Source organism: Arthrobacter sp. B2I5, from assembly GCF_030816735.1.
Classification (GTDB): domain Bacteria; phylum Actinomycetota; class Actinomycetes; order Actinomycetales; family Micrococcaceae; genus Arthrobacter.
In genome coordinates, this window is sequence record NZ_JAUSYF010000001.1 from 3435963 (window position 1) to 3449689 (window position 13727).

Annotated in this window: 11 protein-coding genes; 7 read left to right on the forward strand and 4 right to left on the reverse strand. The window is 65.5% G+C overall.

Annotation, left to right across the window (positions count from 1 at the left end; translation table 11 throughout):
- The first annotated feature begins 131 nt into the window (after nt 1-131).
- From QFZ60_RS15975 to QFZ60_RS15985, 3 genes are all read left to right on the forward strand, one after another.
- On the forward strand, nt 132-1811 hold the full coding sequence (locus QFZ60_RS15975) for an ATP-dependent DNA helicase RecQ (RefSeq protein ID WP_307091730.1): 1680 nt from the start codon (nt 132-134) through the stop codon (nt 1809-1811).
- Between the two features lie 37 nt (nt 1812-1848).
- Nucleotides 1849-3051 carry a TerC family protein gene (locus tag QFZ60_RS15980; protein WP_307091732.1) on the forward strand — a complete coding sequence of 401 codons (1203 nt, stop codon included), beginning with the start codon at nt 1849-1851 and terminating at the stop codon, nt 3049-3051.
- Between the two features lie 94 nt (nt 3052-3145).
- Nucleotides 3146-6805: a TM0106 family RecB-like putative nuclease gene (locus QFZ60_RS15985; RefSeq protein ID WP_307091734.1), complete on the forward strand. Its 3660-nt coding sequence runs from the start codon at nt 3146-3148 to the stop codon at nt 6803-6805.
- 35 nt (nt 6806-6840) lie between these two features.
- On the opposite strand, the gene QFZ60_RS15990 is transcribed toward QFZ60_RS15985, so the two are convergent.
- From QFZ60_RS15990 to QFZ60_RS16000, 3 genes are all read right to left on the reverse strand, one after another.
- Nucleotides 6841-7155: an acylphosphatase gene (locus QFZ60_RS15990; protein WP_307091735.1), complete on the reverse strand. Its 315-nt coding sequence runs from the start codon at nt 7153-7155 to the stop codon at nt 6841-6843.
- A gap of 109 nt (nt 7156-7264) precedes the next feature.
- Nucleotides 7265-8215 carry a glycosidase gene (locus tag QFZ60_RS15995; protein ID WP_307091736.1) on the reverse strand — a complete coding sequence of 317 codons (951 nt, stop codon included), beginning with the start codon at nt 8213-8215 and terminating at the stop codon, nt 7265-7267.
- Nucleotides 8216-8476: 261 nt separating this feature from the next.
- Nucleotides 8477-9538 (reverse strand): adenosine deaminase, encoded by a 1062-nt coding sequence (locus QFZ60_RS16000; RefSeq protein WP_307091737.1) that lies wholly within the window; start codon nt 9536-9538, stop codon nt 8477-8479.
- Nucleotides 9539-9849: 311 nt separating this feature from the next.
- Between QFZ60_RS16000 and QFZ60_RS16005 the strand changes: the two genes are divergently transcribed.
- Nucleotides 9850-10500, forward strand: coding sequence for a transglycosylase family protein (locus QFZ60_RS16005; RefSeq protein ID WP_307091739.1), 651 nt, complete (start codon nt 9850-9852; stop codon nt 10498-10500).
- A gap of 177 nt (nt 10501-10677) precedes the next feature.
- Here the strand turns inward: QFZ60_RS16005 and QFZ60_RS16010 are convergent, their stop codons facing one another.
- Nucleotides 10678-11265: a hypothetical protein gene (locus QFZ60_RS16010; protein ID WP_307091740.1), complete on the reverse strand. Its 588-nt coding sequence runs from the start codon at nt 11263-11265 to the stop codon at nt 10678-10680.
- 156 nt (nt 11266-11421) lie between these two features.
- Here QFZ60_RS16010 and QFZ60_RS16015 point away from each other — a divergent pair, with 156 nt between their 5' ends.
- From QFZ60_RS16015 to QFZ60_RS16025, 3 genes are all read left to right on the forward strand, one after another.
- Nucleotides 11422-12342, forward strand: coding sequence for an MSMEG_6728 family protein (locus QFZ60_RS16015; protein ID WP_307091742.1), 921 nt, complete (start codon nt 11422-11424; stop codon nt 12340-12342).
- A 3-nt stretch (nt 12343-12345) separates the two neighbouring features.
- Complete coding sequence (locus QFZ60_RS16020; RefSeq protein WP_307091744.1) at nt 12346-13206, forward strand: NAD-dependent epimerase/dehydratase family protein; 861 nt, start codon at nt 12346-12348, stop codon at nt 13204-13206.
- 69 nt (nt 13207-13275) lie between these two features.
- Nucleotides 13276-13671, forward strand: a complete 396-nt coding sequence (locus tag QFZ60_RS16025) for a DUF1622 domain-containing protein (RefSeq protein WP_307091746.1) — start codon at nt 13276-13278, stop codon at nt 13669-13671.
- Nucleotides 13672-13727 lie beyond the last annotated feature (56 nt).

A 13727-nucleotide genomic window follows, 5' to 3' on the forward strand; every position in this document is an offset into this window, starting at 1 on the left:
CGAGGGGAAAAGTCCACACGGCAGGGAGTTGCCAACGCAGGAGGTTGCGACGGCGGGGCAGGGCTGGCGTAGGGTGGTTCCTACGGCTGAAGCAAGCGGCCCCAGATTGCGTCTGTGCGGAGCCACTTTTCATGTCCGACGAACCAGCCCTTCGTGCCCTTGCTGAATCTCCCTTCTCGCTGCCCCACCTGCGGGACGGCCAACTAGCCGGTATGGCGGCCCTTTCGGACGGCCGCGATGTCCTGGCCGTCATGCCCACCGGATACGGCAAGTCCGCCATCTATCAAATCGCCGCCCTGCACCTGCACAGGACCACGGGACGTCCCGCCGTCGTTGTTTCACCGCTTATAGCCTTGCAGGAGGACCAGCTTGACGGGCTGGTCCAGGTCCTGGGGCCGGATGCGGCGGTGGCCATCAATTCCTCGCACAGCGACACCGACGTCGAGGCTTCATGGCAGGCCGTTGAGGACGGCAGGACCGTGTTTCTCTTCCTCGCGCCGGAGCAGCTGGCCAAGCAGGCCACCGTGGACCGGATCAAAGCCCTGGACATCTCGCTGTTCGTGGTGGACGAGGCGCATTGCGTTTCGTCCTGGGGCCACGACTTCCGCCCGGACTACCTGGCCCTGGGCAATGTCCGGGAGCAGCTGGGGAACCCTCCCGTGGCTGCCTTGACCGCCACTGCCTCCCCGCCGGTGAGGGACGAGATCGTGGAGCGGCTGGGCATGGAGGCCCCCCTGGTCCTGGTCCACGGCTTCGACCGGCCCAACATCAGCCTGGACGTGGTCCGGCACCACGAGGACAAGGGCAAGCGCAAGGCGGTGCTTGCCCAGGTGGCGGACCTGGCCAGGGAGGGGCAGGGCCTGCTCTATGCGGCCACCCGCAAGGACACGGAGAAGTACGCGGCCAAGCTGGAAAAGGAGGGGCTGCGCGCGGAGGCCTACCATGCAGGCCGTTCCGCCAAGGACCGGGAACACATCCACGAGCTGTTCCTGGCCGACAAGCTGGACGTCGTGGTCGCCACCACCGCATTCGGCATGGGCATCGACAAGCCGAACGTCCGGTTTGTGGTGCATGCGGACATCCCGGAATCCCTGGACTCCTACTACCAGGAGATCGGGCGGGCAGGCAGGGACGGCGAACCCGCATCCGCCGTGCTGCATTACCGCTCCGAGGACCTGGGCCTGCGGAAGTTCTTCAGCACCCACTCCCCCGATCCGGATTCGCTGATGGCTGTGCTGAAGATCCTCAAGACCGCCAAGGCTCCCGCACCCAAGGCGTCGTTGGCAGAGCTGACCGGGTTACCCGCCCGCCGCGTCACCGGACTCATCAACCAGTTGGAGGAAATTGGCGCCGTCACCACGGGCAAGCGCGGAATCCGGCTGACCTCCAAAGCCAAGCTGCCCACACTGGTGGGCGACGCCGTCGAACTCGCCGAGGCCCGGCAGCGCGTGGACCAGTCCCGGCTCACCATGATGCGCGCCTACGCGGAGACGGACGGCTGCCGGCGGCAGTTCCTGCTGGGTTACTTCGGCGAGGACCTGCCGGAGCCCTGCGGAAACTGCGACGGGTGCGCTGCTGCGGCCGCTGCAGGGGACGTGGAGCAGCCAGGCAAGGCGTCCGACGGCGGCCGGCCGGCTTCCGCCGCCGACGAACCATTCCCGCTGCAGTCCGCGGTGGTCCACAAGGAGTGGGGCCCCGGCCTGGTGATGCGGCACGAGGACGATGTCATCACAGTGCTCTTTGAACAGGAGGGGTACAAGACGCTGTCCCGGTCCGCCGTTGTGGAGAATGAACTCCTGAAGCCCGCTTAGGTACGCTGGAGGGACCCTCCGACGAAAGGCCCGCCGCGTGGAAGTACCTGCTTATGTCTGGACCCTGACCATCGCGGGAATCGTGGGGCTGCTGGCCTTCGATTTCTTCTTCCACGTCCGGAAGGCCCACACCCCTTCCCTGAAGGAATCCGCCACCTGGTCCGCCATCTACGTGGGCATTGCGGTGCTGTTCGGGCTGGCGGTACTGCTGTTCGGCGGACCCGAGATGGGCACCGAATACTTCGCAGGCTACGTGACGGAGAAGGCGTTGTCGGTGGACAACCTCTTCGTCTTCCTCATCATCATGGCCAGCTTCAAAGTGCCCCGCGCGGACCAGCAAAAGGTGCTGCTGTTCGGCATCGTCTTCTCGCTGATCGCCCGCACGGCGTTCATCTTCCTGGGCGCGGCACTGATCAACAGTTTCGCCTGGGTGTTCTACATCTTCGGGCTCATCCTGCTGGTCACCGCGGGCAACCTGCTCAAGCCGGACAACCACGACGACGACTCCGAAGGCCTGGTGGTCCGGCTCGCCAAGAAGTTCCTGCCGGCGTCGGAACACTACGACGGCGACAAGCTCTTCACGGTGGAGAACGGCAAACGGGTCCTGACCCCAATGCTGCTGGTGATGGTGGCCATCGGCGGCACGGACATCCTGTTCGCCCTGGACTCCATCCCGGCGATCTTCGGCCTCACCCAGAACGTGTTCATCGTGTTCACCGCCACCGCGTTCTCGCTGATGGGCCTGCGCCAGCTGTTCTTCCTGATCGACGGCCTGCTGGACCGGCTGATCTTCCTCTCCTACGGTTTGGCGGTCATCCTGGGCTTCATCGGCGTGAAGCTCATCCTGCACGCCCTGCACGAGAACACCCTTCCCTTCATCAATGACGGCAAGCACGTCAACGTGGTGGAGGTCAGCACCGGCGTCTCGCTGGGCGTCATCCTGGGTGTCCTGGTGGTGACCATCTTGGCGTCCATTTTCAGCCCCAAGGGCAAGGCCAAAAACGCGGTGTCCGGGGCGCGGCGCCACGCCATCGAATACCTGGACCTCAACTACGAAACGGACATGGCCGAACGCGACAAGATCTTCGCCAGGATGTGCCGCGAAGAGGCTCAGATCCGCAAGCTTCCCGAGAAGTACAAGCGGCTGGTCCGCAACGAAACCGAGTTCATGGAGCTGCTGCGCAACGCCCATGCCGAACATGACAAGGCCCAGGTCCGGGCTGCTGCCGCCGAGGGCTGACCGGCTGGCCCGCCTGTTTGTCAGTCCCTCTTGCTAGGTTTGATTCCAGGCCAGGGGAAGCGTCTCCGGGCCCGCACACAGTTGGGGAGGCCCCGTGTTTCTGCTTGACGCTGCCGTTGGTCACGACGGATCCGCTGCCCAGCCGGACCTGGTCTTCTCAGCCAGCGACCTTGTTGCTGCATCCGAGTGTGAATACCGCACGCTCCGCATCCTGGACGAAAAGCTGGGACGCGCTCCCAAGGCGGAATTCCCCGCTGACGAGATGCAGAAGCGTGCCGGCGAGCTGGGCGACCGGCATGAGCAGACCGTGCTCGCAAGCCTGGTGGCCACTTACGGCGAATGGGACGCCAGCCGCGGGTCGGGCGTCTACTCCCTGGAGCGCGGCGAGAACCTGCGTGGCGACCTGCAGGCCAAACATGCAGAGACCGAACTCGCTCTTCGCTCCGGAGCGGACGTCGTTTTCCAGGCCACCTTTTTCGACGGCGAGTTCCTGGGCTATGCCGATTTCCTGGTCAACGAGGCTGCAGGCACCGGGAGGCCGGGCCGTTACGAGGTCTGGGACACCAAGCTCGCCCGGCACGCAAAGGTAGGCGCATTGCTGCAGCTCGCAGCCTACGGCGACCAGCTCCTCCGGATGGGGCTGGATCCCTCGCCCGTCGTCACGCTCGTGCTCGGCACCCGCATCGGCGACGACTGGCTGCGGAGCAGCCATTCCCTGCCGGACCTGCTGCCCGTCTTCCGCGAGCGACGGCGGCGCTTCCGCCAACTCACAGCCGCACACCGGGCCGCTGACGCCCCTGTGCAGTGGCAGCAGGACGGCATTGTGCATTGCGGGCGCTGCGACTACTGCGCGGAGCAGGTGCAGGTCCACCGGGACCTGCTGATGGTGGCCGGCATGTCCGTGGTCCAGCGGCGGAAACTCCTCGACGAAAACATCACCACCATCGATGAACTGGCGGCCATGCCGGCCGGCGAGGCCAGGAGCGCAGTGGTCCGGCTCCGGGCGCAGGCACGGATGCAGCTGGGCCTGGACCAGCCGGCCGGCTCGCGGACGTTCACCAAGGATGGCCAGCCTCACACGGTCTCCTACACCGTCCTGCCTCACCACACCATCGGGTCCCTGCCTGCACCCAGCGCCGGGGACATCTTCTTCGACTTCGAGGGCGATCCGCTGTGGCAGGACCCCGCCACAGGTGCCTGGGGCATTGAGTACCTCTTCGGAGTGATCGAGGCACCGGTTGCGGGACCGGAAAGCGAGCCGGTGTTCCGTCCGTTCTGGGCGCACTCCCGCTCCGGGGAACGCCGCGCTTTCCTGGACTTCCTGGAGTACGTGGAGAAGCGGCGTGCCCGGTATCCGGACATGCACGTCTACCACTACGCCCCGTACGAAAAGACGGCGCTGCGGAATCTCTCCCTCGCGCACCAGGCCGGCGAGGACACGGTGGACGACTGGCTCCGGCAGGGGTTGCTGGTGGACCTGTATGCAACGGTGCGGCATTCCCTCCGGATCTCGGAAGCGTCGTACTCCATCAAGAAGCTGGAACCGCTGTACATGGGAGACAACCTCCGCTCCGGTGACGTCAAGGACGCCGGTGCCTCCGTGGTGGCCTATGCCGCCTACTGCGCCGCACGCGACGAGGGGCGTCAGGACGAAGCCGATACGATCCTTAACTCGATTTCCGACTACAACCAGTACGACTGCCTCTCCACCCTGCGGCTGCGGGACTGGTTGCTCCAGTTGGGAGCAGGAGCCGGTGGCAGGCAGGGTGGCGGAGCCGAGGCTGCAGATCCCCGTGATGCTGCTCCGCAGCCAGCCCACGTTCCGGCTCCGGCAGCAACCGACTCGGATGATGCAGACCCTGCCGAGGAGGCGCCGGAGGAAGACAGGCTCCGGGGGTATCTTGCCGGCCTGCCGGACGACCGCCCCTGGACTGACGACGAGCGCGCCATCGCCATGGTGGTGGCCGCCACCGGATATCACCGGCGTGAGCGCAAGCAGTTCTGGTGGCAGCACTTCGACCGGGTCGAGGCACCGCTGGACAACTGGTCCGACCAGCGGAACGTGTTCGTTGTGTCGTCAGCCGAAGTGGTGTCCGATTGGGCGTTGGCCAAGCCCCGGGAACGGATGCAGACCCGCGTCCTGAGGCTGCGGGGCACCATGACAGAGGGCTCCGATTTCCGGGCCGACTCCAGCTGGTGCCGGCTGTACGACGCCCCGGGACCTGATGGCATGACCGCTCCGGAGGCTGCGCCCGGGACAAGGGCCTACTCGTTCGGTACCAGGATCAGTGACCTGGAGGCGGCGCCGGACGGACCTGAGCACTTCGTCACGATTGCGGAGCGGGAGTCCGGAAAGGTCCGTGCCTACCCGCACCTGCCTGTAGCACTCACGGAGGACCAGCCCCTGGGCACCACCAGCATTGAAGTGGCCATTGCGGAAATAGCCTCCGCGGTCGGTTCCTCCGTGCCGTCCCTCCCGGCGCAGCCGGGCCTGGACATCCTGCGCAAGCTGCCGCCGCGGTTCCGCTCGCTGCCAGGGCCGGCAGAGGTCCAGCATGGGGACGATGGCGCCGCCGATTACGCCGGGGCCATTACCGAGTCCTTGCGGGACTTGTACCATTCCTACCTCGCCGTCCAAGGCCCGCCAGGAACGGGCAAGACCTACGTGGGGGCCCATGTCATTGGCAGGCTGGTGGCTGAGGGCTGGAAGATCGGAGTGGTGGCCCAGTCCCACAACGTGGTGGAAAACCTGCTTTGCCGGGCCATCGAGACCGGCGGAGTGGATCCGCAGGTGGTGGGCAAGAAACTGGCCGCTCCTCATCCGGTTCCCTGGAGCCTCACTTCCGAAGGCGACGTTTCCCGCCTGCTGGCATCACCCGGCGGATGCCTGGTGGGCGGCACAGCGTGGACCATGACCGGCAAGGAAGTCCCCGCCGGGTCCCTTGATCTCCTGGTCATTGACGAGGCGGGCCAGTTCTGCCTGGCCAACACCCTGGCGGTCAGCCGTGCCAGCGGCCGGCTGCTCCTGCTGGGTGACCCCCAGCAGCTCCCGCAAGTCACCCAGGGTGCGCACCCGGAACCAGTGGATGAGTCCGCCCTCGGCTGGCTCGCGGCAGGGCACGCCACCCTGCCCGCGAACCTGGGCTACTTCCTGGCAGACACGTGGCGGATGCATCCGGAGCTATGCCGGGCCGTGTCGGACCTCAGTTACGAAGGAAAGCTCAAGTCAGCTCCTGCCGCGTCCCTCCGCGAACTGGAGGTCCTTCCCCCCGGGGTGGAGACGGTGTTCGTCAACCACAGCGGCAACACCACTGCATCCAAGGAAGAAGCCGGGGAAGTGGTTCACCAAGTCCGGCGCCACCTCGGCTTGAAATGGATTTGTGGCCCGGACCGCGAGGCCCGTCCCTTGGAGCAACAGGACCTGCTGGTGGTGGCCGCTTACAACGCCCAGGTCCACCTGATCCGCAGGAACCTGGCAGAGGCGGGACTGTCTGATGTCAGGGTGGGCACGGTGGACAAGTTCCAAGGCCAGGAAGCGGCGGTGGTGCTGGTTTCCATGGCATGTTCGGCGGTGTCAGAGGCACCGCGCGGCGCGGAGTTCCTGCTGAACCGGAACCGCATCAACGTGGCGGTATCCCGCGGCCAGTGGCGGGCTGTCATCATCCGCTCCCCCGAACTCACCAGCTACATGCCGCACAAGCCTGCAGCCCTGGAAGAGTTGGGGGCCTTTATCGGATTGAGCCCGCGGGAATAGAGGGGGAAACAAGCCTCAGGACGGCCGGCAGAGTTTCAGTGCGCCCGGAAGCCGCGGAATGTTCCTGAGGCCTCGGACATCGAGGCCTCCACGTCGTCTACACGGCCCGGCGTGCGGCCGGAGTTGAGCCACTCCAGGAGTTGGCGCACCTTCGGCTCCGGCCCCTCGGCCACTACCGAAACCGAACCGTCGTCGAGGTTCCTCACCTCCCCCGACAACCCAAGTTCCTCAGCCTGGCCCATCGTCCAATAGCGGAAGCCCACAGCCTGCACCATCCCGGACACGCGGGCGTCCAGCCGCACCGCTTCCTGACCCGACTCATCGCGCGCCGGGCGTTCATGCCTGCCCATAATGCTCCTCCCGGACCTGACGCCCCCTCCCAACTGGGTAGCAGTAAGTGTCGTTATGAGTCTCCAAAACGACATTTACTGCTACCCAGTTGGGCGGGAGGGCAATCCGTTAGTTGATGGTGATGTCGCGGGTGGCGTGGTTGTAGCGGATGGTCACAGTGCCACCGCCGTGGTGGAGTTCGTGGTTGGGGCCATCGAACACACCGAAAGCGCCGTAGTTCTCCGTCCAGGACCGGTTCAGGGCGATCTTGAAGGTGTAGAAGCCGGCGGGAAGCTCAGCACTCTTCTTCCACAGCTGGTCCAGGAAGTCGAACTCCATCTGCGCTTCGTCGTACTGCGGTGCCCAGTTCTCGGGCGCACCCAGGATGGTGTTGAAGTCACCGGCCACGGCCACAGCTTCGGGCTGCGGAAGGGTTTCGACGTCGGGGCCTTCGAACGGCTCGGTGGCACCGGAGGTTTCGGCGGCAGCCGCAGCGGGCACCGCTTCAGTCTTGTCCTTGGCCGAGGCCTTGCCCTTGCGGACCGCCTTCACTACAGGCTCGACGGCGTCTTCGATAGCCTTGGCTGCCTTGCCCACAGCCGACGCTGCCTTCTTCGCAGGCGCCTTCTTGGCGGTCTTCTTCGGAGCCTCCTCCTTGGACGGGACCTCCAGGGTTGCCGCTGCGGCAGAGACCGGGCGGACAAAACCTTCGGGAGCCGTGGGAACGGGAGTGTCGGCAGGAACGGGCGTGCCGGCGTCGAGCGCTGCTGCGAAGGAATCAACGTCCGGGAAGGCCCCCGTGGCGCGCATGCCATCCTCGGTGATGGTCCAGCCGGACCGGCCCTTGACCAGCCAGCCTGCCTTGACCAGCTTGGCAGTGGCCGAGGTGAGGGTCTTGTGCCCGCGCGGGATGCCGCCGCTGAGGAGTTCGGACTCGTGCTCGTTGAACGGCACGCGGGCCGTTGCTTCCGCCAGGACCTGGCCTGCGTTCAGTGCATCGCCGGACCACACGCCTTCGGTCAGGACATCCAGCACGGTCTTGAGTCGAAGGTAGGTGTTTTCTGCGGTGGACTTGGCCATGATTCCCCTTATATAAAAGCGATCGGTCTTAGGCATCTTGCCAACAGCCCATTAAATCGCGCGACTTTAATTGGTTAACTCTGCGTGTCGTGACCGACTATGAAGCGGATAGCGCCGCAAGTGAGGCGGAGGTCTCGGGTAAGGGCCGTCTGCATAACCCTCAAGCGCTGACATGGGTGCTGCCTTGCACTCCCCAGACACGCCTGCGGCACTTAGTTTACCGGGCCGAAAGCCCGGCTGTTGCCCCCGACACAGCGGCGGCTAGTCGGACACTTCCCTGCCGTTCAATTCCGCCAGCAGTTCCGCCTTCCGCTCCTCGGATGCGAAGGAGGAATGGATGGAGTTCGCTGCCAGGCGGGCCTTGTCGAAATCGGAGAGGTCAAACACCGACGTAAGCTGCGCGAAGTTGTCGTCCACATAACCGCCAAAGTAGGCAGGATCGTCCGAGTTGACCGAAACATTCAGCCCCGCAGCCAGCATCGCCGGCAACGGGTGGTCGGCCAGGGTGTCCACCGCGCGGAGCCGAACGTTGGACAGGGGGCAGACCGTCAGGGGAATGCGGGCGTCCACGAGGCGCTCCACAAGGTCGGGATCGTCCATGCAGCGGATTCCATGGTCAATCCGCTCCACGCCCAGCAGGTCCAGGGCTTCGACGATGTACGACGCCGGGCCCTCCTCCCCCGCGTGCGCCGTCAACCGCAGGCCTGCTTCACGCGCCTTCGCATACAGCCGCTCGAACTTGGATGGAGGGTTCCCCACTTCGGCCGAGTCCAGGCCGATGGCACCGATGGGTGCTTCCATGGCCAGCAGCCGGTCCAGTACTTCCAGCGCCGAGTCTTCCGGCAGATCGCGCAGGAAGGCTGCAATCAGGAGGGTGGAGATGCCGTACTCCTCCTCCGACGTTGCCAGCACCGAAGCGACACCGTTGACGCACGCTTCCAGGGGAATGCCGCGGGAGAGGTGCGCCTGCGGGTCCATCATGATTTCCGCGTGCCGGACCCCGGCGGCGGCAGCCCGCTCCAGGTAGGCCCGGGTCATGTCAGCGAAGTCCTGCTGGGTACGCAGCACCGCCATATTGGCGTAGTAGAGGTCCAGGAAGGACTGCAGGTCCGTGAACTCATACTTTTCGCGGAGTTCGTCCAGTCCCGAGTACGGCAGCTCAATGCCGTTGCGTTCGGCCAAGGCGAAGATGAGCTCGGGCTGCAGCGTGCCTTCGATGTGGAGGTGCAGTTCTGCCACCGGGAGGGGCTTGGCAGGGGCTACGGGTTCCGCAAGGTCCGTTTCGGTTTCGGGCATGATGCTGCCGCCGGCAAAGTTGTCCATTCGGTCAGAATAGTGCCCCGCCCGGTTTCGCGCCTTCCCGGCATTTCAGGGCCTTAGCAGCGCTTGGCCCGGCGGATGCCAGGACCACAACCCGACACACCCGCTGGAATCTCGATTTGATAACGCCCCAGCGATGTCCTAGCGTGAAATGTATGCCCGTTCAGCGGGCTCTTTGATTGCCCGGTGCTGCCTCCACCAGAACTGCCCAGCGGCAGCCACCGACAGTGACCTCTATTCGTCAGGGGCGGGCAGTGGCGCGACGATCTCCGGGGACGGAACCAGCGCTGGTGGCCTTCAGGAGCATCACCATCATGAAAAACACCAAATTCCGTACTGCCGCACGCCGCGGAGTCACCCTGGCCGCCGTCTCCGCGGCAGGTTTGGCACTTTCAGCCACGGCGGCCAACGCAGCCACCCCCACGTCCACCTGGGACGCACTCGCGCAGTGCGAGAGCGGCGGCAACTGGTCGATCAACACCGGCAACGGCTTCTCCGGCGGCCTGCAGTTCACCCCCAGCACCTGGGCCGCCTACGGCGGAACCGGTTCGCCGGAGAACGCCAGCCGTGAACAGCAGATCGCGGTGGCCGAGCGGGTGCAGGCCTCCCAGGGCTGGGGCGCCTGGCCGTCCTGCTCCTCACAGCTCGGCCTGAGCGGCGGCGGCGGCGCTCCGGTCCAGAGTGCGCCAGTCCAGGCCGCCCCGGTCCAGGCTGCTCCGGTGCAAAGCGTCCAGGTTCAGAGCGCACCCGTCCAAAGCGCTCCGGTCCAGCAGGCACCGCGGCACGCAACCTCCGTTGCCCTGAGCGGTGAGACCTACACCCTGCAGGCCGGGGACACCTTGAGCATTGTTGCCCAGAAGCTGGGCATCCAGGGCGGCTGGCAGCACCTTGCCGACGCCAACCTGGACACCATCGCGGACCCGAACCTCGTGTTCGAGGGACAGGTCATCCAGCTTCCCGCGTAACAGCCTCGGCAGCATCACCGGCGGCCCTGGCCGCCCCGCCTCTTTGAAGGCAACACAGACAGGTCGGCGATAGACAAATTCCGTTGACCAAAAACGACGCCGGCACACCCCACAAGGGATGTGCCGGCGTCGTTCTTTAATGCTCAGCCCGCTGCCGCAGCAGCAGTGAAGAGGCGCTCAGCTGGCCGGCAGTTCCCGGACGATCCGCACCTTCCAGGCGGAGTCGTCGCTGGTATCCAGCAGGGCAACCGTGCCGTGCGCCAGGTTCAGGGCGACCCGTTTGACGGCGAGCAACTCCAGGTAGAGGTGTTCGTTCATGCGGGTGGGGGTGTCGATCATGTACTTCACGGCGTCGCGCACCTTGCGGTAGTTGGCGCTGCGTTCGCGGTGCATGTGCAGTTCCAGGGCAGAACGCTGCTTGAGACGCGGCTCGTGCCGGTTGAGCAGCGTCACGGCCGCGTGGACCGCAACAACAAGGGTGAGCGAAACTCCATAGATCCACCAGCCACTGGACAGCAGGAACAGCGGCAGGTTGCCGATGGCCACGAGCGCAATAACCACTCGAAGCGCGGCAATCCGCCGGACCGTCCTGGCGACGGCGGCCATGCCGTCGCGGAACCGGTGCTGGTCCTTGCGCGCGGCGGCGGGATCGATGGTGAACTCGTCGAGGACCAGGATTCCCTGGGCTTCCGGGCCCAGCAACTGCCCGTAACGGGGCAGGGCGGTGCGGGCGTGGGTGACGGCTTTGTCAGGTGTAGATGTCATGAGAGAGCTTCCGAAACGCGGTTGGGGTTGCGGTGATCTTAGTGGCTCAACCTGGACGCCGTATGCATGTGTCCACTATTTGGACAGAAAGCACCCAATGCTGTGGCAGCCGGCACAGCAATTGGCACTTCCGCCGGGGACCGTCAGACTGAATGAATGCAAACCTTCCTCCCTTACCCCGACTTCCGCCAAAGCGCCAAAGCCCTTGACACCGCACGGCTGGGTAAGCAGCGGGTCGAAGCACTGCAAACACTCCGGGCGCTGGTGATTCCGGACTACGGCTGGCAGAGCCACCCCGCGATCCGCATGTGGATGGGCCACGTGCCGGCCCTCACCATGTATGGACTGGCCATGGCGGACGAGTGGATCGAGCGTGGCCACCCTGACAACACCCGCGCCAACATCGCCGAGTTCGCACCCCAGGCGGCCCATCCGGACTACGCGGACAGGATAATCCTGCCGCCATGGCTCGGGGACCCCGACTTCCACCTGAGCCACCGTTCCAAGCTGGTGCACAAGGAACCGAAGTTCTACGCCTCCCTCTTCCCCGACGCCGTTCCGGAGATGGACTACGTCTGGCCCGAGCCCCGGCACGAATTCCTGCCGCAGGAGCCGGAAGGAGACATTCTGTGGATCCTTAGGGACCCGCATGACGACGTCGACCCGCAGCGGCTCAGCACAGTGGCGCTTCCGCCGGTGAACAGGAGCGCTGCTGCCGCGGCCGCCATGTCCGCCGGAGATGACGGCTACTCCCCCGTCTATGTGGACGACGGCTCCCGCCGGCCGTCCCGGGCGCCGAAGAAGGCGCCGCCCAAGCCGCAGCAGAAGAAGCCCACGCGCAAGCGCCAGGCGCAGGAGGAGGCCTTCCGGACCCTCCCGGGGAAGACGCCGGTTGCGGTTCCGTTCGAGAACGGGGCCAGGTTCGCGGTGGGGCAGGTGGTGGGGCGTCCCATTACCCTCGACGACGGCCGCTTCGGCAGGAATTTCGAGGTCACGGAGATCATCGACCGTTCCGCATTCGCCTACCCCGCACTCTTGCAGGACCCCCGCGTCTTCTTCCCGGTGGAGGCACCGTAGGCCATGACGATTCTTATGGCGGGCTGCGGGGACCTGGGCACGGAGGCGGGGCTCAGGTTCGCCGGGTTGGGGCACCGGGTGGTGGGATGGCGCCGGTCCCCCGCAAAACTGCCGGCAGCGATCGAAGGTGCCGCGGCGGACTTGGGCTCGCCTGACCTGCCGCCGGTTCCTGCGGACACCACCGCCGTCGTCATTGCCGTCGCTGCCGATTCCCCCTCCGAGGAGGCATACCGCGCAGCGTATGTACGCGGAGTGGAAAACGTCCTGGACGCGCTTGAGCGTGACGGCGTGCGGCCCGACCGGGTCATCTTTGTTTCCTCGACGGCCATCTACGGCGACGCGGGTGGAGGCTGGGTGGATGAATCGACGCAGCCGGATCCGGGCGGCTTCTCGGGGAGGGTGCTGGTGGAAGCCGAGGACTTGCTCCATGCCAGGCTTGCAGGAACGGGCACTGCCGCCACCGCACTCAGGCTCGGCGGAATTTACGGGCCGGGCCGGACGCGGTTGATCGATCAGGTGAAAACAGGCACTGCAGTCGTCCCTGAAGACGTGCACTACACCAACCGGATCCATCGTGACGATGCCGCGGCCGCCATCGTGCACCTCGCCACAATGGCAGATTCACCCGCGCCTGCTTATGTCGGAGTGGACAATGAGCCCGCCGATCTGGGATCCGTATTGCGCTTCCTTGCCGCCGACCTTCGCCAGCCCGAACCCCCGGTGGGTGATGCTGGTCCCGCCCGCGGAGGCAACAAGCGCTGCCGCAACGACCTGCTGCGAAGCACGGGGTTTACCTTCACGTTTCCCACGTTCAGGGAAGGGTACAAGGACGTCATGGCGGGGAACGGCATCCGCCATCCATAACGGGTGCCGCCGTCCAAATGGTCACAGCCAGGTTGGCGGCGGGACGCCTGGCCCGAGGTAAGGCGGGGCATGGATTTTCGGCAGGTCATTGAGACGGTTGGGCAACTGGTCGACTTCGCTGGAGTAGCAGTGATGGTGATTGGAGCCGTGGTTTCCCTCCCGCTGGCCATCCGTGGACATCAGCCGCGGCAGCTCCCACAAGGCGCCGAAAAGCTAAGCTTTTACCGGTCCTACCGGCAGTTGCTGGGCCGGTCCATCCTGCTGGGCCTCGAACTGCTCGTCGCCGCCGACATTATCCGCACCGTTGCCGTAACGCCCACGTTCACCAGTGTGGGGGTGCTGGCCATCATCGTGCTCATCAGGACGTTCCTCAGCTTCTCGCTGGAACTGGAAATCACGGGGCGCTGGCCCTGGCAAAAGGAAGCCGCGCCGGCCCGTTCCGGTGCCACCGTTCCAGAGGCATAAGCGCAGCTGTCCGGGTTTTCCACATAGGGGTTTTGGGGTGTCCTCTTTGTCAGTGG

Coding starts and splice junctions, on each gene's coding strand:
- QFZ60_RS15975 (WP_307091730.1), top strand. CDS start 132: ATGTCCGACGAACCAGCCCTTCGTGCCCTTGCTGAATCTCCCTTCTCG.
- QFZ60_RS15990 (WP_307091735.1), bottom strand. CDS start 7,155: ATGGGCAGGCATGAACGCCCGGCGCGCGATGAGTCGGGTCAGGAAGCG.
- QFZ60_RS15995 (WP_307091736.1), bottom strand. CDS start 8,215: ATGGCCAAGTCCACCGCAGAAAACACCTACCTTCGACTCAAGACCGTG.
- QFZ60_RS16000 (WP_307091737.1), bottom strand. CDS start 9,538: ATGGACAACTTTGCCGGCGGCAGCATCATGCCCGAAACCGAAACGGAC.
- QFZ60_RS16005 (WP_307091739.1), top strand. CDS start 9,850: ATGAAAAACACCAAATTCCGTACTGCCGCACGCCGCGGAGTCACCCTG.
- QFZ60_RS16010 (WP_307091740.1), bottom strand. CDS start 11,265: ATGACATCTACACCTGACAAAGCCGTCACCCACGCCCGCACCGCCCTG.
- QFZ60_RS16015 (WP_307091742.1), top strand. CDS start 11,422: ATGCAAACCTTCCTCCCTTACCCCGACTTCCGCCAAAGCGCCAAAGCC.
- QFZ60_RS16020 (WP_307091744.1), top strand. CDS start 12,346: ATGACGATTCTTATGGCGGGCTGCGGGGACCTGGGCACGGAGGCGGGG.
- QFZ60_RS16025 (WP_307091746.1), top strand. CDS start 13,276: ATGGATTTTCGGCAGGTCATTGAGACGGTTGGGCAACTGGTCGACTTC.